This window comes from Thermus sediminis (genome assembly GCF_003426945.1).
Classification (GTDB): domain Bacteria; phylum Deinococcota; class Deinococci; order Deinococcales; family Thermaceae; genus Thermus; species Thermus sediminis.
The window spans coordinates 1,647,610-1,665,817 of record NZ_QURO01000004.1; the positions used below are offsets into that span (position 1 = coordinate 1,647,610).

An 18,208-nucleotide genomic window follows, 5' to 3' on the forward strand; every position below is an offset into this window, starting at 1 on the left:
CCTACTGGCCTAAGGCCTTGGGCAAAAGCTCCCGCGCCCCGGTTTCCTTGGCGGGAGGGGGCTGGGCGAGGGCAAAGGCCAAGGGCCAGAGGCCCCCCTCATCCAGCCGGGCCTGGTCGCCGGAGCCCAGGGTGGCGGAGCGGGTCTTGAACGTGGGGGTGGGCTGCCCCAAGCAGAGCGCCTCCCCTTGAGTGGGAGCGGGCATCCCGTACCCTAGCCTTGGCCTGCGCTACGGTCGGGTCCGGGCCACCCCTCTGCTTGGGCCAGGGCCGCCTCCTCCCCCTGCCCTTTTTGGCCTTCCTTCGGGCGGGCCTCGAGGGGGGCCTTTTCCTCAGGGGTGGCCCATCAGTACACGTCCTCCGGGGCTTTGTACACCTCCCCCGTGAGCCAGTAGATGACCCTCTCGGCGATGTTCTCCAGGTGGTCCCCCAGGCGTTCGTAGCTTCGGGCCACCCGCATCAGGGTCAGGGCCTTGGTGATGGTGCGGGGGTCCTCCATCATGTAGGTGAGGAGCTCCCGGCTGACCTCCTCGTAGAGGCCGTCCACCAGGTCGTCCATGGAGAGGATCTGGCGGGCCAGCTCCGGATCCCGCTCCGCCACGGCCTTACCCAGGGTGTCCATCATCTCCAAAAGCCTCCGTCCCATCTCGGGCAGGGTGACGTAGCGCTTCAGGGGGGGGTCTTGGGCGAGGACAAAGGCATCCTCGGCCACGTGCGTGGCGTAGTCCCCGGCCCGCTCCAGGTCGGTGAGGGCCTTGATGACCGTAAAGATGAGCCTTAGGTCCGAGGCCACGGGCTGGTGCCGGGCGATCAGGGTGATGGCCTGGTTCTCGATCTTGAGCTCCAGGGCGTCCACATCCCTGTCCCGGGCCATGACCTCCTCCGCCTTGGAGCGGTCGCCCTCCACCAGGGCCTCCGTGGCCTCTTGGGTTATCTCCCGCACCAAGGAGAGCATCCTGAGGGTTTCCTCTAAGAGCCCGTTCAGCGCCTTGTCCAAAGCCTCGCGCATGATCACCTCCGGCCTTCAGTCTAGGGGAAGGCTAACCCCAAAGACGTTTTCCCCCCCCTCCCGCCTAGCGTAGGCCTCCCCGCCCAGGGCCCTGGCCAGGCGGCGCACCAGGTGAAGGCCGAGCCCCTGGCCAAGCCCCCCTTGTGTTCCCCGCCTTCCCGGGAGGAAGAGGCCTTCATAATCGGGAAGGGCCTCCCCTTGATCCCGCACCTCCAGATAAAGCCGAGGGCCCTCCTGATGAGAGAGGAGGCGGATGGGGTCCTGGCCGTACTTGAGGGCGTTGTCCAAGAGGTTCAGGAGGATCTGGAGGAGGGCTTCTGGGTCGGTGGTGAGGGTGTGGGGGAGGTGGACCTCCACCCTTCTTTCCTTAAGCCTTTCCCCGAGGAGCTTTTCCAGGCGGGTCCAGACCTCCTCTAGGGCCACGGGGCGCCTAAGCCCAGGCTGGATGGGGGAGAGGCCCTGCACCAGACGGGAAAGCCGGGCGACTTCGGCCTTGAGGAGCTCCAGGACCTCCTCTTCCTGTTCGCTTCTGGGGGTCAGGGCCTCGAGGAGGGGGCCCATCCCGGAGAGGGGGGTGCGGAGCTCGTGGGCCAGGGTTTTCGCCGCCTCTTGTAGGTCTTTGAGGCGCCTTTGGGCCTCGGTCTCGTCCAGGAGGTAGAGCCTCCCAGGGAGGGCCTTGGCCCAGAGGAGGCGGTCCCGCACGTCCAGAAGCCTTTCCCCCCCGTGGAGGGCCAGGGCCTCGAGGCGGTGGTCCCGGAGGGCCAGGATTAGGGGGCGGCCCACCACCTTGGCTCGGTTCACCCCAAGGAGGCTGGCCGCCTTGGGGTTCAGGTAGACCACCTGCCGATCCTGGTGTACCACCAGACCCTCCAGGGCCTCCTCCCAGGCCTCCTCCAAAAGGCTCACGCCTCCTCCCTGAAGCGGTACCCCACCCCCCGCACGGTTTCCAGGAAGCGGGGAGCCCTGGGGTCCTCCTTCAGCTTCTCCCGGAGTTGCAAGATGTGCTGGTCCACGGTCCTGGGGGTGCCCAGGTAGTCGGGGCCCCAGACGGCCTCCAAAAGCTCCTCCCGGGTGTAGACCTTCCCGGGCCGCTCCGCCAGGAAGGCAAGGAGCTCAAACTCCCGGCGGCTTAGGGGGAGGGGCTTTCCCTCCAGGGTGGCCTCCATCCGCTCCAGGTCCAGGAGGAGGGGGCCCCGCCTGAGGACCTTTCGCCTGCCTGCCCGGCGGAGGAGGGCCTCGAGGCGGGCCAGGAGCTCCTCGGTGGCGAAGGGCTTCACCAGGTAGTCGTCCGCGCCCTGGGAAAGACCCTCCACCCGGTCTCGCACCTCGGCCCGGGCGGTGAGCATGAGGACGGGCAGGGAAGGGTAAGGCCCCTGGCGCATCCTCTCCAGGAGCTTTGTGCCCGGTTCCCCGGGGAGCATCCAGTCCAGGAGCACGGCCTCGGCCTCCTTCAGGAGGGGCCAGGCCGCTTCGGCGCTTTCGGCCTCGAGGACCTTGTGCCCCGCGCGCTCCAGGGCCAGGCGCACCCCCAGGCGCACCGCAGGCTCGTCCTCCACCAACAGCACCGTAGCCACAGCTCTAGTCTAGCCCTCCTCCTGTCAGAGTCCGGTCAAGAGCCTTGCTTGACAGGCCTTGCGGCTCGTGCTACCCTTCTAAAGGCCGGGGGCGGCTAGCTCAGCGGAAGAGCGCTCGCCTCACACGCGAGAGGTCGTAGGTTCAAGTCCTACGCCGCCCACCAGCTCCAGGACATGGTGCTTACCCCGCGGTAGCGTGGGGGAAGTGCTTTGGCCGGTTTATCAGCCGGTCTATCGGTTCGCGAAATGGCCCGGATAGCCGGGCAGAGGAGTTCTTCCAGGCCCAACGCATACCCCTGGCGCTGCTCCAAGGGGTGGCGGTAGATGTTCAGGGTGGTTGGTAGGGGAGGCGTAGCCCAGGCGCCCACTCACCACCTCCAGGGGAATGCCCCGGGAGAGGGCCAGGGTGGCCCAGGTGTGCCGGAGGTCGTGGACCCTAACCCGGCCAAGCGGCGGAGGTGGTGGTTGAAGGCGCCGGGGTCAAAGGGGCGTACGCCCCCGAGAATGTGGAGGCCTGCCACCTGGCCTGCGAGCGTTACGGGAGGATCTTCTTGGCGAAGAGGCTGCGGCGGGCTAGGTTCTGCTCCGACTCCTGCCGGGCCATGGCCGCCAAGGGGAGGGCGGGCCGTGGTTAGGGGTCCTGGACTCCCCCCTTTGCGGCCCTGCGCGTTATGCTACGGCTATGCGCGCCCTTAGGGTACAGGCCTTCTGGGACGGCGAGGCGGGGGTGTGGGTGGCGGAGAGCCCCGATGTGCCCGGCCTGGCTACGGAGGCCCCCAGCCTGGAGGAGCTTTGGGCCAAGCTGGAGGCCTTGGTGCCCGAGCTTTTGGAGGAGAACGGGGTGGCGGTGGAGCCCCCGCTGGAGCTTTGCCTGGAGGCCACCCGCCCCCTGGCCCCGGCCTGATGGCCGACTACGCCCCCGAGGTCAAGCGCCTCCTCCGGGAGGCGGGGTGCTACCCCGTGCGTCAGGGCAAGGGGGACCACGAGATTTGGTACAGCCCCATCACGGGGCGCAAGTTCGTGGTGGATGGGAAGATAAAGTCCCGCCACACCGCCAATGCCGTGCTCAGGCAGGCCGGATTACCGAAAAGGTTCTGAGGTGTTGTGGTTCCTCGCTGAAAGGAATGACCTCAGGTCCAGCCGGACTATCGGCCGGTCTATGGAGCCGAAAATAACCGGCTATTGGAGGAAGTTCCAGAGAGGTGCACCGGAGAAATCCGCATCCAGGAGAGCGATTCTGCAAGAAGCCGGGTGTTTTGCGCCCGCCTGATAAGCGAGAGGCCAGAGGTTCAAGTCCTACGCCGCCCACCAGCTCCAGGGCACCACGCTTCCCCCCACGGCAGCGTGGTGGGGAACCCTTTGGGGTGGATCGGGCCCGGAAGGCCTAGAGGGAGTCCCGGACCGGCTTCTTTACGCGCCTTCCTGCCCTAGCCCGGGGCGCAAACCCTTTCGCCCCTGGACCTTAGCCCGGGGAAGCGGGTAGGCTTAGGAGCATGGACGGGGGGAAGATCCTCTACGAGGGCCTCACCTTTGACGACGTCCTCCTCCTGCCCGACTACTCGGAGGTCCTACCCAAGGAGGTTTCAGTCAAGACCCGGCTCACCAAGCGGCTTTGGCTCAACATCCCCATCCTCTCCGCCGCCATGGACACGGTGACCGAGGCCGACATGGCCATCGCCATGGCCCGGGAAGGGGGGCTTGGGGTCATTCATAAGAACCTTTCCATAGAAGCCCAGGCGGCCATGGTGCGCAAGGTGAAGCGCTCCGAGGCGGGGATGGTCCAGGACCCGGTGACCCTGCCCCCCACGGCCACCCTAGAGGACGCCGAGCGCCTCATGCGGGAGTACCGCATCGGGGGGCTTCCCGTGGTGGACCTCTACGGGAGGCTTTTGGGCCTGGTGACCAACCGGGATATCCGCTTTGAAAGGGACCTGAAGCGCCCCGTCACCGAGGTCATGACCCCCATGGCGCGCCTCATCACCGCCCCACCCGGCACCACCCTAGAGGAGGCGGAGGAGATCTTAAGACGGCACAAGGTGGAGAAGCTCCCCTTGGTAGACGAGTCGGGGAGGCTGAGGGGGCTTCTGACCCTGAAGGACCTGGTCAAGCGCAAGCAGTACCCGGACGCCGCCAAGGACCCCCTGGGCCGCCTCCTGGTGGGGGCGGCGGTGGGGGCGAGCCGGGACCTCTCGGAAAGGGCAGAGGCCCTGGTGGAGGCAGGGGTGGACGTCCTGGTCCTGGACTCCGCCCACGGCCACTCCAAGGGGATCCTCGAGGCCCTCGCCTACCTGAAGGAGGCCTTCGGAGAGAGGGTGGAGGTCATCGCCGGGAACGTGGCTACAAGAGAGGGGGCGAGGGCCCTGGCGGAGCGGGGGGCGGATGCGGTGAAGGTGGGCATCGGCCCCGGCTCCATCTGCACCACCCGGGTGGTCACGGGGGTGGGGGCGCCCCAGATCTCCGCCATCCTCGAGGCCGTGGCCGGGGTGGCGGACCTGGACGTTCCCATCATCGCCGATGGGGGCATCAAGTATACGGGGGACGTGGCCAAGGCCCTGGCCGCGGGGGCCCACACGGTGATGCTGGGGAGCATGCTGGCGGGCACCGACGAGGCCCCGGGGGAGGAGGTCTTAAAGGACGGGAGGCGGTACAAGCTTTACCGGGGCATGGGCTCCCTCGGGGCCATGCGGCAGGGCTCCGCCGACCGCTACTTCCAAGACCCCGGCAAGGGCGGGGAGACCGAGGCCAAAAAGCTTGTCCCGGAGGGGATTGAGGGGATGGTCCCCTACAAGGGGCCGGTGGCGGACGTCCTCTACCAGATCGTGGGGGGCCTTAGGAGCGCCATGGGCTACGTAGGGGCGCCCGACATCGAGACCCTTCGGAAGAAGGCCCGGTTCGTGCGCATAACCGTGGCGGGGCTTATTGAAAGCCACCCCCACGACGTGGTGGTTGTCAAGGAGGCCCCCAACTACTCCCGTTAAGTAACCTTGGCCTTGGCCACGATGGAGACCCCAGAGGAGGCCCGGTCACACGACAGAGTTGGTCCATCGCGTAGCGAATCCGCGGGGGCGCCTAGTCGCCAAAGAGCCTCTGGAAGGCCTCCCCGCTCCCCTTCCTCTTGGCCAGGCGGTAGGTACCCTCCTTCTCTTCCACTTTGCCCTCCTCCACCAGGGCCTTTAGGGTGTCCAAAAGCTCCTTTTTGGAGAAGGGCTCCCCCTCCTCGTCCAGGTAGCGTTGGATTTCCTTGGGGCTGGCGAAGCGGAGGGCCTCGAGGGCGCGCATGACCCAGGCCTTGCGGTCCATGGCACCATCCTACCCCGGGCCCCCTGGCATCCTGAAGGGGTGGACCCTTACCGGGAGTACCAGGACTACGTGATGGCCTCGAGGCTCCTCATCGCCCACGGGCTTTCCCGGGAGGTCCTCACCCTGGCCCAGTACGCCCGTTTGCGCCTCTGGCGGATGGAGCTCGCCAAAAGGAGGGAGTGGCGGGCCCTGGAGGGCCTGGACGGGCGACTACGCTACGGGTTCTGGACCAACCCCCTGAGGCTCAGGGAGTTCTTGAAAAAGGCCCCTGCCTCCCCCTACCTGGCCTCCCCGGCGGCCTTTGAGACCCTCCTCTTCCCCGAGGAGAAGGGGAGGCTCTGCTATCCCGGTCAGGCAGGGGAGTACTACCTGGGCTTCGTGCGGCTTCCCCACCTCCTCATGGACCCCGTGGCCTTTGAGGAGGCCCTGCGGGAACAGGAGGAGCGGGCGAGGGCCTTGCCCCTCTTCCTCGAGGCCTTCCACCGGGTCCAGGGGCCTTAGTGCCCCTTTTCCAGGACTTTACCCACATCCTGCCTGCGTGGTAGATTTCGGAGCCGAAGTTGAGCCATGAAGGCGCTCAAGGTTGCAGAGAGCAGGCTCCACGAGTTCACGGCCCGGTTCGCCGACCTTTTCCCCCGATAAGCGGCTCTTCAGGCGTTTGGAGGAGATGAGCCGAGGCCTCTTGGCTGCGGGCTCCGCCCGGGTAAGGGAGATGGTGGCTACCCTGCCCTCCCACCTCCAGCGCCCCTTCCACCAGGCCGAAGCCCTCTACCGCTTCCTGGCCAACCCCCGGGTGGGGGCCGCGGCCCTCCTGGAGAGGGTGTGCCGGGAGAGCGCCCTGGCCCTGGAGGGGAAGGAGGTTTGGGTCTTCCTGGACCTGAGCCCGGTGCGCAAGCCCCACGCCCGGGCCCTGGAGGGGATAGCCCGGGTGGGGAGGAGGCGGGAGACCGGGTATGAGCTCCTGACCGCGCTGGGGATGGATGTCCAGGGGCGGCTGGCCCTGGGGTACGCCCACCTGGTGGCCTACGGGGAGCGGGGGTTTGCCAGCCTGCCCCGGGAGGTGGAGCGGGCCATTGCGGGGGCGCGGGGGGTTCTTGGGGGGGAGGGGCGGCGGCTGGTGTACGTGGCGGACCGGGGTTTTGACGACCGGAAGGTGTTTGGGCAGGTGCTGGGGTGTGGAGCTTGGGCTGGGATGGAGGGAGGTGGAGGGGCGGAGGCTTCATCTGGTGGTGAGCTGGATACCGGCTTTGGGGAGGCGGGGGGAGTGGTGGCTTTTGACCAGCTTGGAGGTGAGGGGGGAGAGGGAGGCGCTGCGGGTGGTGGAGATGTACCGGAGGCGGTGGGGGGTGGAGGAGTTTTTCCGCCTTCTGAGGGCGGGGTTGGGGCTTGAGAGCTTTCCGGTGCGGGGGCTTAGCCGGATTCGCAAGGTGGTGGCTGTTTTGCTGGGGCTGGCGGTGTTTCTTTGGGAGGTGCGGCGGTCTGGGGGTGTCTTGGAGGGCCTCCTTTTGCGGCTTGGGGGAAAGCTGGGGATAGCCAGTGAGCGAGATGGTCCCTACCTGCTCTTGCGGGGCTTGGTCCGCCTGCTCAACTACGAGGTCACCAAGGAGGCCTTGGAAGAGGAGGAGGGAAGTTTTGGGTAAAGTCCTGCCTTTTCCCATTGACCCCGCCTCGGGCATCGTGTATAATCCCGGGAACAACGCGCATACCTTTGCCTACTCCAATCCCCTTGCCCAAAGAAGGAGCCCGAAGATGACCCTGAAGGAAGCCTACCCGGATATCCCCCTAGGCCAGGATGCCTGCGGCATCATCGCCATGGCGGGAAAGAGCGGCAAGCCCTCCCACCGCATCGTGCGGCGCACCCTGGAAAGTCTCTACCGTATGGCCCATCGCGCGGGGGCTATCCGGGGCGAGGGGGACGGGACGGGCATCCAGACCGACATCCCCCGGGAGCTATGGACGGGGTTCCTGGAGAGGGCGGGGCACGATCCCAGGATCGCCTTCAACCCCCGCTTCTTCGTGGGGCACTTCTTCGTGCCCAAGGGGGAGGAGGGCCGCCTGGGGGAGTTCTTTGACCTCCTCAGGCGGGAGGGGCAGCGGCTTGGCGTGCGCCCGATCCACTTCCAAAGGGGAAAGGTGGCGAGCGAAGTCCTGGGCCCGGTGGGGCGGCGCACCGAGCCCCTCTTCCTCCAGGTGGCGGGCCTTTCCCCGGATGGGGACGCCCCCCTTTGGGAGCTGGGGCTAAGGTTGGAGGCCCAGTTCCCCGTCCACGTGGTCTCTCTCTCCACCCACAGCGTGGTCTACAAGGTGCGGGGGGCGGCGGAGCTTTTGAAGCGCTACTACCCCGAGCTCTCCCGCTCCGAGTTCAAAAGCGCCATCGCCCTGGGCCATAACCGCTACTCCACCAACACCCTCTCCACCTTTGAGCAGGTCCAGCCCTTCGGCCTCCTGGGCCACAACGGGGAGATCAACACCATCGAGCGCCTGAGGCGGGAGATGGACTTCCTCGGTATCCCCAGGACCGGGGGGTCGGACTCCCAGGACCTGAACCGGATGCTGGAGGGGCTCATCTACCGGTACGGCCTCACCCTGCCCGAGGCCGTGGACCTGGTCTTCCCCCCCGTCCTGGGGGAGATCAAGGGCCTCTCCCCGGAGCTTCAGGACCTCTACATGGCCCTAAGGCAGCGCTTTGGCCCCCTGGCCCAGGGCCCCGCGGCCATCGTGAGCCGCCACGGGGACGAGGCCGTCTTCGCCACGGACGCCATGGGCCTGAGGCCCCTTTGGCAGTTTGAAACCCCGTATGAGATCGTCTTCTCCTCGGAAAGGGGGGTTTTCAGCGCTGAGGAGTTCGTGACCGAGCCCAAGCCCCTGGCCCCGGGGGAGAAGGTCTACCTCCGCCTCACCAAGGAAGGGGCCCAGGTCCTTCCCTTTGACCGCCACCAGCGCCTGGTGCTGGAGCGCCTTTCCGCCAGGACCCCCGTGGCGGGGTACCGGGTCCACCTCCAGGGACCCCTGCGCCAGGCCCCGCCCCCGGTGGCCGGGGGGAGCGAGGCCCAGGTGGAGGAAAGGCCCGCCCCGCCCCCCCTGGGGCTGGAGAGGGCCTTTGGCTGGGACCGTTGGGATGGGGCCTACCTCGAGGCCCTGGCCAGGACCGGCAACGAGCCCATCGGCTCCCTGGGCTACGACGGCCCCCTGGCCGCCCTGAACCCGGAGAAGCCCAACCTCGCCGAGTTCTTCAAGGAGACGGTGGCGGTGGTGACCAACCCGGCCATCGACCGGGAACGGGAGATCGAGCACTTCTCCACCCGGACCCTCCTGGGCCGCCGCCCCTTGCCCCATGGCCAAGGGGGGGGCAGGGTGGAGGAGCTCCTCATCCCCCTCGTCCTGGAGGGCGACCAGCCCCTGGCCGAGGCCTTCGGCACCCTCACCCTCGAGGAGGTGAAGGCCCGCTTCCACACGGCTTTCCTGGTCCCCCAGTTCGCCGTGGAGGAGGGGCTCCTCGTGGGGCTCAGACGCCTGGAGGAGGAAGCCGTAAAGGCGGTGGAGGCGGGGGCCGAGGTCCTCATCCTCTCCGACCGGGAAGCCTTCCAAGGGGGGGTCTGGATTGACATCGGTCTGGCAGTGGCTGCGGTGAACCGGGCCCTCATGAGGCGGGGCCCGGACGGGGTGGCCCTGAGGCGGAAGACCTCCATCCTCGTCCACTCCGGCGGGGTGCGCAACCTCCACGACCTGGCCTTCCTCCTGGGGCTTGGGGCGGAGGCCGTGGCCCCTTGGCTTTTGGAGGAGAAGGCCAGGGCCCTGGAGGGGAGAAAGGGGGTGGCCAATGTCCTCGAGGCCCTCAGAAAGGGTCTGGAAAAGGTCATCTCCACCATGGGCATCCACGAGCTCAGGGGCTACGGGAAGATCTTCAGCTCTTTGGGCCTCAAGCCGGAGCTGGCGGAGTACTTCGGCACCCGGAACTTCCTGGGCTCGGAAAGCGGGGGGTACGGCTTCTTGGAGCTGGAGCGCACCCTTCTGGAGCGGGAGGGCTTCTTCCGGGCGGAAAAGGTCATGCCCGCCAAGGACTTCCGCTTCAACCCCAGGATCTACAAGGCGGCCCAGGAGGTGGCCACGGGCCAGGCCCCTTACAGCCACTTCCAGGAGAAGGTGCGCTCCTTGGAAAGGGAAAGCCCGGTGGCGGCGAGGCAGCTACTGGAGGTGCGCTTCCCCGAGCGGAGCGGGGTGGCCCCCGAGGAGGTGGACCTCTCCGTAAAGGGGCATTCCCTGCCCTTTGTCATTAGCGCCATGAGCTTTGGCTCCCAAGGAGAGGCGGCCTTTCGGGCCTATGCGGAGGCGGCCAAGCGCCTCAACATGCTCTGCATCAACGGGGAGGGCGGGGAGATCCCCGACATGCTGGGCAAGTACACCTACTGGCGGGGGCAACAAGTGGCCTCGGGTCGCTTTGGCGTCCACGCCTACATGCTGAACTCCGCCAGCGTCATTGAGATCAAGATCGGCCAGGGGGCCAAACCCGGGGAGGGGGGGCACCTCCCCGGCAAGAAGGTCTCCCCCAAGGTGGCCGCTGCCCGCAACGCCGTCCCCGGGGTAGACCTCATCAGTCCCTCCAACAACCACGACCTCTACTCCATTGAGGACTTGGCCCAGCTCATCGAGGAGTTGAAGACGGTAAACCCCAAGGCCTTGGTCTCGGTGAAGGTGCCGGTGATCCCTGGGATCGGCACCATCGCCGTGGGCATCGCCAAAGCGGGGGCCGACGTCATCACCCTCTCCGGGTTTGAGGGGGGCACGGGGGCGGCCCGGCTCCACGCCCTCAAATACGCGGGCCTCCCCGTGGAGCTGGGGGTGCGCCGGGTCCACCGGGCCTTGGTGCGGGCGGGGCTCCGGGACCGGGTGGAGATCTGGGCCGACGGGGGCCTCAAGACCGCCTACGACGTCCTCCGCATGGTCCTCCTGGGGGCGGACCGGGTGGGCATGGCCACCATGGCCATGGTGGCCATCGGCTGCACCATCTGCCGCGGCTGCCAGCTGGACACCTGCCACGTGGGCATCACCACCCAGATTGAGACGGTGGAGCAGGCCCTGGCCCACGGCCTCAAGCGCTTCGTGCCCCAGGATTTAGACCGGGCCGTGGAGCAGCTCACCCGTTTCTTTGAGGCCAAGGGGGAAGCCTTGAGGGAGCTCGTGGCCGCCCTGGGGGCCCGTTCCTTGCAGGAGCTCAGGGGGCGGGCCGACCTCCTCTACCAGCGGGACCACCTGGAGGAGCTGGACCTCGGCTACTTCTTCCTCCCCGTGGAGGAGCCCGACTGGCTCAAGGACACTTCGGCTCATGTCCTCAGGAAGCCCCTAAACCAGCTTACCCGCACGGTCACCGAGGTGGTCATGGCCGCCTACGGGGAGGGGAGCCGGCGAATGGTCTTCCAGGAGGGGCCGGTGAACTCCACGGACCGGGCCCTGGGGGCCCACCTGGCGGGGGAGATCGCCCGGAGGCGGCTTTACGGCAAGGGCTTTGATGCCGAGGTGGAGCTCCGCTTTGACGCGGGAAGCGTGGCTGGGAATGGCCTCGCCGCCTTCAACGTGGAGGGGCTTAGGGTGGTGGTGGAGGGCGGGGCCCAGGACGGGGTGGCCAAGGGCGCCTTCGGGGGCACCGTGGCCGTTCTCAAAGGGAAGAACCCCTACGGGGCCTACGTGGACGGCTCCGTGGGCAAGAGCTTCGCCTACGGGGCCATCGGGGGGCTGCTCGTGGTGGAAGGGATGGCGGATAGCCGCTTCTGCATAAGGCTATCCGGGGCGGACGTGGTCCTGGGAGGGGAGCCGGAGCGCCCCTTGAGGGACGACCTGGGCAACCTGGCGGCCCGGGCCCAGGCCAAGGGCTTTGCCTTTGAGTACATGACCCGGGGGCGGGCCCTGGTCCTGGGGGACCCGGGGCCTTGGATCTGCTCGGGCATGACGGGGGGGCGGGTCTACCTGCGCCACTGGCCGGAGATGGGCCTCACAGAGGAGGCCATGCGCCGCCGCCTGGCCAAGGGGGCCAAGGTGGCGGTGAAGCCCCTGGACGCCCGGGGGGTGGAGGACGTGCGGGAGCTCCTTTCCGCTTACATCGGGATCCTTAAGGAGAACAAGCGGGAGGAGAAGACGGCCCGCCTGGAGAGGCTTCTAGAGGACCTGGCCCAGCACTTCCGCATGGTGGAGCCCGTGAACCAGCAGGTGGACCAGGGCGTGAGCACGGAGTGACACCGCTTCACCGGCACCTCGCGTAGGGGTGGGGGTCCTGGTGGGACAGGGCCTGGACGCGAGGGGGGTGGGCAAGGTACATTTGTCCCGTGGACCCCAGCGGGCTCTTGGACCTGCTCAAGCGCCGCACCGGCTTCACCGAGGCCCACGCTGCCCTCTTGAAGGACCTGGGGGCGGTCATGGTCCCCATCGCCCCGGAGGTGGCCCTGGCCTTTTACGACTATCTGGGGCGGGATGGGGAGCTCGCGGCCATCCTCCACGCGGTGCCGGGGCGGGTGGAAAGGCTTTATGGCACTTTCGCCGAGTGGTACCGGGAGCTTTTCTCGGGGGCCTATGACCGGGCCTATGCGGAAAGGCGCAGGCGGATTGGCTTGGTCCACGCCCGCCTAGGCATAGGCCCTAAGGCCATCATCCCCGCCATGGGTCTCGTGCAGGAGCTTTCTCTGGAGCACCTGCGCACCGCCCTGCGGGGCCCCGAGGTCTTCGGCGCTGTGGAGGCCTTTGAGAAGATTCTAGCCATAGAGCTGGCCTTGGTGGAGGAGAGCTACTTTGAGGCTCTCTCCTCTGGCCTCGCCCTGGGCCACCGGGACCTGGTGGAGGCCCTGAAGGCGGGGGCCAAGGCCCTTTTGGCCCCCTAGGGTTCCCGGGCCAGGTCGTTGAAGCGCACGTGCTGGGCGTGGAACTGGAGCTCCACGGTGCCCGTGGGGCCGTTCCTTTGCTTGCCCACAATGATCTCCGCCACCCCCGCCTTCTCCGAGTGAGGGTGGTAGTACTCATCCCGGTAGATGAACAACACCAGGTCGGCGTCCTGCTCAATGCTTCCCGACTCCCGGAGGTCCGAGAGCATGGGGCGCTTGTTGGGCCGGGCCTCCACGGCCCGGGAGAGCTGGCTTAGGGCGATCACGGGGACGTGGAGCTCCCGGGCCAGGGCCTTAAGGCCCCGGGAGATGGCGGCGATCTCCTGCTGGCGGTTCTCCCCGTTGCGGCCCCCCCCTGGTCCGGACATCAGCTGGAGGTAGTCTATGACGATCAGCCCCACGCTCCTCTGGCTCCTAAGGCGCCTTGCGCGGGCCCTAAGCTCCATGAGGGTGAGGTCGGGGGTGTCGTCGATGTAGATCGGGGCCTCGGAGAGGCGGCCCGCCACGTCCACCAGCCGGGAGAAGTCCCGGTCGGTGAGCTGCCCCAGCCGGACCCGGTTCATGTCGATGCGGGCCTCGGAGCACATCATGCGCAGGGCCAGCTGGGCTGCGGGCATCTCCAAGGAGTAGATTCCCACCCCCACCCCTTCCTTCAAGGCGGCGTGCTGGGCGATGGTGAGGGCGAAGGCCGTCTTGCCCATGGCGGGGCGGGCGGCGATGATGTTGAGGGAGCCGGGGGCCAGGGTGCCGATGAGCCCATCCAGCTCCTTGAAGCCCGTGCGCACCCCGGCCACCTCCCCCTTGTTCTGGAAGAGGGCCTCCACGTGCTCAAAGGTCTCGTGGACCAGCTCCCGCATGGGGCGGGCCTCGGTGTCCGTCCGGACGAGGGCCACCTCGAGGATCCTCCTCCCCGCGGCGTCTAGGATCTCGTCCAGGCTTCCCGCCTCCTCGTAGGCCAAGCGCATGGCCTCCCCGGCCGCCCCGATGAGCCTTCTTAAGGTCCACTTCTCCGCCACGATGCGGGCGTAGTGCTCCGCGTAGAGGGCGGTGGGGGTAGCCTCGGAGAGGCCTACCAGGTAGCTCACCCCGCCCACCCCGGCGAGCTCCCCCCGGCGGGAGAGCTCCTCAGAGAGGGTCACCAGGTCCACGGGCTTGTTCTCGGCCCTCAGGGCCTGCATGGCGGCGTAGATCCTGCGGTGGGCCTCGGCGTAGAAGGCCTCGGGGGAAGGGAGGAGGCCTTCGATCTCGTCCATGACGTCGGAATCCAGGAGGATGGACCCCAAGACGCTCTGCTCCGCCTCGAGGCTGTGGGGAGGAATCCGCCCTTCCATAAGCCTTACCAGGCTACGCCTATCCCCCCCTTGCCCGCCAGGGGACTATCCCTGAGGGAAGGATTGCCTGGGAATAGCCCTCCCGGCCCCCCCTCTCTAAGAATGCTCAAAGAGGAGCCTGCTAGGGTGGGGGTGTGCGCAGGTTTTGGCTCCTCCTCCTCTTGGCGGCTTGCCGGGCCCAGGGCCTCCCCGAACCCTACGCCACCCTCCAGGCAGGGGATCCCCAGGCCCTCCGCCAGATGGCCCTTGGGGGGGAGGGGTACGCCCGCCTATTGGCGGGCTGGATGCTCCTAGGGCAAGAGGGCATTCCCCTATCGGAACGGGCGGAGTACGCTTGGCGCTACGCCCTCTTCCTGGAAGGAGCTAGAGCCTTTGAACCGGGGTGGCAGCCCCAGGGGGCCTGGCGGGCAGCGGCCCCCCTTCTGGAGGCGGCCCGGGACCCCCGGGCCTTCTCCGCCTGGGCCAGGCTCCTGCCCGATGGGGAGGCGGTGGCGGCCCTCCTCCGCCTGGGAGAAGGGGAGAGGCTGTGGGAGGCCCTTTTCCGGGGGCGGGCCTACAGGGACCTCCTAGAGGTCCTCCCTCCCGACCGGAGGCCAGACCTGAGGGCCCAGGCCCTCTTTCGGCTGGGGCGTTACCGGGAAGCCTTGCCCTTTTACCAGGCCTGGGCGGCGGAGAACCCTAGGGGGTACCTAGGCCTGGGATACGCCCTATGGCGGCTTGGGCGAAGGGAAGAGGCCCTTTCGGCCTTGGCCCGGTACAACCACCCTGAGGCCCGGTACGCCCAGGGGAGGATTCTGGAGGAGGGCGGGTTGTTCCTCGAGGCCGTGGCCGCCTACCGCCGGAGCACCTCCGAGGGCCTGTGGCGGGCCACGGGGCTCTTGGAGCGCATGGGCCTTGGGCGGGAGGCGATCCCCCTCTACCTGGAGCTGGCCCGGGGGGACAGCGTCTATGCGGACGACGCCGCCCTCAGGGCCTATTTCCTGGCAGGGGAGTTGGGCCTCCAGGAGGCCCGGAGGGAGGCCTACGCCTCCCTCCGCGGGGGGCTGGGCCTCCTTCTGGGCAAGAACCCAGAAGCCCCTCCCCCCGCCCCGGTCTTCCCCCCGCCCTTGGAGGCCCCCCTGGTGGAGGCCCTGGTGCGGGGCGGGAAGGAGGCCTGGGCCCGAGGGGTGGTGCGCTACGCCCTGTGGGCCCGCCCCCGGGACTGGCCCAGCCTGGTGCCCCTCTACTACCGCCTGGGGATCTACCGGGAGGGCATCCGGGCCGCCTGGCCCACCGCCTTGGCCTACCCCCGGGCTTACCGGGACTGGGTGGAGGCCTACGCCAGGAGGGAGGGCCTGGACCCCAACCTCCTCTTCGCCATCCTCCACGTGGAAAGCCGCTTTGACCCAAGGGCGGTGAGCCCCACGGGGGCCTTGGGCCTGGCCCAGTTCCTCAGGAGCACCTGGGCCGATGTGGCCAGGATGCTCTCCGAACCCCCCGCCGACCCCTTTGACCCCGAGAGCGCCATCCGCTACGCCGCCCGCTACCTGCGCTGGCTCCTGGAGAGATGCCAGGGGGCGGGGCTGGAGGGCCTCGAGGCCACGGCTTGTGCCGTCACCGCCTACAACGGGGGGATCGGCTACACCCTGAGGGGGATGGCCCGGGAAGGGGGGCTTTACCCCTTCTTCCGCTTCCAGGAGAGGGACGAGCCCCGGGAGTATCTGGCCAAGGTCTTCTCCGCCTACGCCGCCTACAGGGCCATCCCCTAGGGCCAGGCCCCTCCCCCAGGGCCTACCAATGCCGCCAGCGCCTGGCCCAACGGGGGCCCGCCAGGGCCCCGAAGAGAAAGCCCCCCAGGTGGGCCCACCAGGCTACCCCAGGAAGGCCCAAAAGGCCCTGGAGGAGCTGGAGGAGGGCCCAGTACCCCAGGTAGACCGCCGCCGGCAAGGTGAGGAAAAGGGGGAGGATCAAGAAGACCAGGGAGACCACGTAGGCCCGGGGGAAGAGGATGTAGTAGGCCCCTAAGACGGCGGAAACCGCCCCGCTGGCCCCGATCATGGGGATGCTAGAGGCGGGCATGAAGAGGCCCTGGGCCAAAGCGGCCACCACCCCGCCCAGGAGGTAGAAGAGGAGGAAGCGGCCGTGGCCCATGCGGTCCTCCACGTTGTCCCCGAAGACCCATAGGAACCACATGTTGGAGAGGATATGAAAGAAGCCCCCGTGGAGGAACATGCTGGTTAGGAGGCGGTACCCTTCTCCCCAGGGGTCTTGGAAGAAGAGGGCGGGGATGAAGCCGTAGTCCTGGACCACGGCCCCGGGGTCCAGGGCCAGCATCCATAGGAAGGCCAGGGCGTTGGCCAGGACCAGGCCCCTGACCACAAAGGCGGGGCGGCGGGCGTGGTTTATGTCGTAGAGGGGGAGCACCTAACGGCCTCCGGCACCCTCCCCTTGGCGGTGGGGGATGGGCGGGTCCTGGACGCTGGACCTGCGACCTTGGGGCTAGCGGTGGAGGCCCATGGGCCCCTAGACCTCGAGGCGCACCTTCGTGTCCTTGAGCCCCCAGGCCCGGGCCACGCCAAGGGGCAGTCATGGGTCCAGGTGCCCCAGGAGAGAAGCCCTGCCGCCTCCTCCGCCCTCTCCTCGGGCATGGGCTTCTTGAGGGGGTTCTTCACCGTAGCCTTCACCTGCTTGAGAGCCTTTTCCACCACGTCCGCTAGGATCGGGGTCTGGCCATCAATCTCCTGGATGGGCCTCTTCTCCAGGACCTTGGGGAGGCTGGCGGCGGGGTACTGGCCGAGCCTTCCGCCCCCTCTCCAGCCCAGCAAACTTCCTGGCCCCTAAGGGCATCCGCTTTTGCCAGCAGGGGGTGAGGGCCGGGGTGATGGCGCACGGCCGAGGGGGCTGGGGAGCGGCCTCCATGCGGACCTCCTAGCACGAGTCTAGCACCCGTTTAGCTGGGTTTGGCTGGGGCGGAGCGCCTCCTTTGCCGCCTTTCCGGGAAAAGGGCTTGGACCATCGCAGGTTGCCCCAGCTTGCTCTGGGTATCCCCCACCGCCTCGGGATGGAAGAGGATCCCGGCCAGGATGGCCCCCACCTCCCGGGCCTCCTCGTCGGTGAGGTCCAGGGCGGCCGCGGGCTCATCCTCCTCCCCCGCCCCAAAGTACTGGAGCTCCCGCTTTTCCGAGTGGTGGACCACGATGACCAGACGGTCCCTGCTTCCCACCGCGATGGTGAACTTCCGTCCCACGCCGGGCAGGGCCACCTCTTCCGCCTTCAAGGCGACCTCCTGGGGGAGAACTGCACCGCCAGGGTGCGCCCGGCCACCAGGGCCAGGATGCCCAGGGTCCGGAGGAAAAGGTCCAGGCCAGAAAGCTCCTCGGCGAAGAGGAGGAGTAGGAGCTCCCTCAGGGCCAGGGCCACCCCGATCTCCAGGAGGACCTCGAGGCGCACCCGTTCGAACTCAAAGTAGTCCACGAAGACCCGGACCAGCTCCAGGACGATGATCAAGCTGAGGGTGTTGGTGACCAGATCCTTCAGCCCCAGGCGCACCGTGGGCTCGGTAAAGGTGAGGCCCAGTTCCAGGAAGCTCCGGCCTACCCCCACGAAAAGCCCCAAGAGAAGGGTCACCAGCACCAAGTTGAAGACCAGCCGGGTGGCCCTCCGGTAGAGGTTTAGGAGAAGCGCTTGGGTCATCCCGCACAACCCCCACTCGCGGGGATCGTGGGCCCTCAGGCCTCCTCCCTCACCGGGATCCTGACCGGGGGTTCCTCGGGGCGGCTTTCCCGGGGGATCCTCACCTCCAGCACCCCCTTGCGGAGGCGGGCCTCCATCCCCTCCCTCTTGGCGTCCTTGGGCAGGAGGTAGGCCCGGTAGATGCGCCCGTAGGCGATCTCGGCCAGGTGCTTGGTGCGCCTCTCCTCCCGCTTTTCCCCTTCTATGACCAACTGGTCCCCCTCGAGGCGCACCTCTAGGTTCTCGGGACCCAGGCCCGGTACCTCCACCCGGAGGAGATAATGGTCCTCCTGTTCGGAGAGCTCGGAAAGGGGTTCAAGGGTTTCCCCGGTTTCCTGGAAGGCCTTTTCTAGGGCCTCTTCCACCGCCTTGCGGAAGCGGGAACGTCCAAAGGGCCAAAGCTTCTCCAACATAGCCT

The 18,208-nt window shown here is 67.8% G+C and carries 20 protein-coding genes, 1 tRNA gene and 2 pseudogenes; 11 read left to right on the forward strand and 12 right to left on the reverse strand.

The genetic code is table 11. The features are described from left to right. Position 1 precedes the first annotated feature (1 nt). The 4 genes from ATI37_RS11700 to ATI37_RS09510 form a co-directional block, all read right to left on the reverse strand. Entirely contained in the window at positions 2-172 is a 171-nt protein-coding gene (locus tag ATI37_RS11700; RefSeq protein ID WP_198665543.1) for a hypothetical protein, read from the reverse strand. 173 nt (positions 173-345) lie between these two features. After that, on the reverse strand, positions 346-1,008 hold the full coding sequence (gene phoU, locus ATI37_RS09500; RefSeq protein ID WP_117238588.1) for a phosphate signaling complex protein PhoU: 663 nt from the start codon (positions 1,006-1,008) through the stop codon (positions 346-348). Positions 1,009-1,023: 15 nt separating this feature from the next. Beyond that, positions 1,024-1,914, reverse strand: a complete 891-nt coding sequence (locus tag ATI37_RS09505) for an ATP-binding protein (protein WP_117238133.1) — start codon at positions 1,912-1,914, stop codon at positions 1,024-1,026. Then, entirely contained in the window at positions 1,911-2,582 is a 672-nt protein-coding gene (locus tag ATI37_RS09510; RefSeq protein WP_117238134.1) for a response regulator transcription factor, read from the reverse strand. Before ATI37_RS09510 ends, ATI37_RS09505 begins: the two co-directional genes overlap by 4 nt. A gap of 89 nt (positions 2,583-2,671) precedes the next feature. Between ATI37_RS09510 and ATI37_RS09515 the strand changes: the two genes are divergently transcribed. Next, positions 2,672-2,746: transfer RNA gene (locus tag ATI37_RS09515), tRNA-Val, on the forward strand. 84 nt (positions 2,747-2,830) lie between these two features. Here the strand turns inward: ATI37_RS09515 and ATI37_RS12190 are convergent. After that, positions 2,831-3,106, reverse strand: a pseudogene (locus ATI37_RS12190) (tyrosine-type recombinase/integrase); the annotation flags it as partial. Here ATI37_RS12190 and ATI37_RS11590 point away from each other — a divergent pair. From ATI37_RS11590 to guaB, 4 genes are all read left to right on the forward strand, one after another. Continuing rightward, a complete protein-coding gene (locus tag ATI37_RS11590) occupies positions 3,044-3,217 on the forward strand; it encodes a hypothetical protein (RefSeq protein ID WP_157969089.1) in 174 nt (57 codons plus the stop codon). The pseudogene ATI37_RS12190 and the gene ATI37_RS11590 overlap by 63 nt on opposite strands. Positions 3,218-3,264: 47 nt before the next feature. Beyond that, entirely contained in the window at positions 3,265-3,486 is a 222-nt protein-coding gene (locus tag ATI37_RS09525) for a DUF1902 domain-containing protein (RefSeq protein ID WP_117238135.1), read from the forward strand. Continuing rightward, complete coding sequence (locus ATI37_RS09530; protein ID WP_117238136.1) at positions 3,486-3,680, forward strand: type II toxin-antitoxin system HicA family toxin; 195 nt, start codon at positions 3,486-3,488, stop codon at positions 3,678-3,680. Before ATI37_RS09525 ends, ATI37_RS09530 begins: the two co-directional genes overlap by 1 nt. A gap of 395 nt (positions 3,681-4,075) precedes the next feature. Next, positions 4,076-5,560 (forward strand): IMP dehydrogenase, encoded by a 1,485-nt coding sequence (guaB, locus tag ATI37_RS09540; RefSeq protein ID WP_117238138.1) that lies wholly within the window; start codon positions 4,076-4,078, stop codon positions 5,558-5,560. A gap of 91 nt (positions 5,561-5,651) precedes the next feature. Here the strand turns inward: guaB and ATI37_RS09545 are convergent, their stop codons facing one another. Then, on the reverse strand, positions 5,652-5,882 hold the full coding sequence (locus ATI37_RS09545) for a hypothetical protein (RefSeq protein WP_117238139.1): 231 nt from the start codon (positions 5,880-5,882) through the stop codon (positions 5,652-5,654). Positions 5,883-5,921: 39 nt separating this feature from the next. On the opposite strand from ATI37_RS09545, the gene ATI37_RS09550 reads away from it, so the two are divergent. From ATI37_RS09550 to ATI37_RS09565, 5 genes are all read left to right on the forward strand, one after another. Further along, positions 5,922-6,383, forward strand: a complete 462-nt coding sequence (locus ATI37_RS09550; protein WP_117238140.1) for a hypothetical protein — start codon at positions 5,922-5,924, stop codon at positions 6,381-6,383. A 166-nt stretch (positions 6,384-6,549) separates the two neighbouring features. Continuing rightward, the gene (locus ATI37_RS09555) at positions 6,550-7,272 is read left to right on the forward strand and encodes a hypothetical protein (RefSeq protein WP_232822489.1); all 723 of its coding nucleotides are present in this window, start codon (positions 6,550-6,552) and stop codon (positions 7,270-7,272) included. Beyond that, a complete protein-coding gene (locus tag ATI37_RS12195; protein WP_332871159.1) occupies positions 7,229-7,522 on the forward strand; it encodes an IS4 family transposase in 294 nt (97 codons plus the stop codon). The genes ATI37_RS09555 and ATI37_RS12195 overlap by 44 nt, the downstream gene beginning before the upstream one ends. A gap of 109 nt (positions 7,523-7,631) precedes the next feature. After that, positions 7,632-12,110 (forward strand): glutamate synthase-related protein, encoded by a 4,479-nt coding sequence (locus tag ATI37_RS09560; protein WP_117238141.1) that lies wholly within the window; start codon positions 7,632-7,634, stop codon positions 12,108-12,110. An 89-nt stretch (positions 12,111-12,199) separates the two neighbouring features. Beyond that, entirely contained in the window at positions 12,200-12,748 is a 549-nt protein-coding gene (locus ATI37_RS09565) for a protoglobin domain-containing protein (RefSeq protein WP_117238142.1), read from the forward strand. Here the strand turns inward: ATI37_RS09565 and dnaB are convergent. Continuing rightward, positions 12,745-14,079, reverse strand: coding sequence for a replicative DNA helicase (gene dnaB, locus ATI37_RS09570; protein WP_117238143.1), 1,335 nt, complete (start codon positions 14,077-14,079; stop codon positions 12,745-12,747). The genes ATI37_RS09565 and dnaB overlap by 4 nt on opposite strands. Before the next feature lie 134 nt (positions 14,080-14,213). On the opposite strand from dnaB, the gene ATI37_RS09575 reads away from it, so the two are divergent. Next, entirely contained in the window at positions 14,214-15,827 is a 1,614-nt protein-coding gene (locus tag ATI37_RS09575; protein WP_117238144.1) for a transglycosylase SLT domain-containing protein, read from the forward strand. 22 nt (positions 15,828-15,849) lie between these two features. On the opposite strand, the gene ATI37_RS09580 is transcribed toward ATI37_RS09575, so the two are convergent. The 5 genes and pseudogenes from ATI37_RS09580 to ATI37_RS09600 all read right to left on the reverse strand — a co-directional run bounded on the left by ATI37_RS09580 (position 15,850) and on the right by ATI37_RS09600 (position 18,203). Then, complete coding sequence (locus ATI37_RS09580; protein ID WP_117238145.1) at positions 15,850-16,482, reverse strand: rhomboid family intramembrane serine protease; 633 nt, start codon at positions 16,480-16,482, stop codon at positions 15,850-15,852. Beyond that, positions 16,461-16,883: an SDH family Clp fold serine proteinase gene (locus tag ATI37_RS09585; protein ID WP_232822491.1), complete on the reverse strand. Its 423-nt coding sequence runs from the start codon at positions 16,881-16,883 to the stop codon at positions 16,461-16,463. The genes ATI37_RS09580 and ATI37_RS09585 overlap by 22 nt, the downstream gene beginning before the upstream one ends. Positions 16,884-17,083: 200 nt before the next feature. Further along, a pseudogene (locus ATI37_RS09590) lies at positions 17,084-17,335 on the reverse strand (cation:proton antiporter regulatory subunit); the annotation flags it as partial. Continuing rightward, positions 17,332-17,751: a phosphate-starvation-inducible PsiE family protein gene (locus ATI37_RS09595; protein WP_117238146.1), complete on the reverse strand. Its 420-nt coding sequence runs from the start codon at positions 17,749-17,751 to the stop codon at positions 17,332-17,334. The pseudogene ATI37_RS09590 and the gene ATI37_RS09595, both read right to left, overlap by 4 nt. A gap of 35 nt (positions 17,752-17,786) precedes the next feature. After that, positions 17,787-18,203, reverse strand: a complete 417-nt coding sequence (locus ATI37_RS09600; RefSeq protein ID WP_117238147.1) for an Hsp20/alpha crystallin family protein — start codon at positions 18,201-18,203, stop codon at positions 17,787-17,789. Between the last annotated feature and the right edge of the window lie 5 nt (positions 18,204-18,208).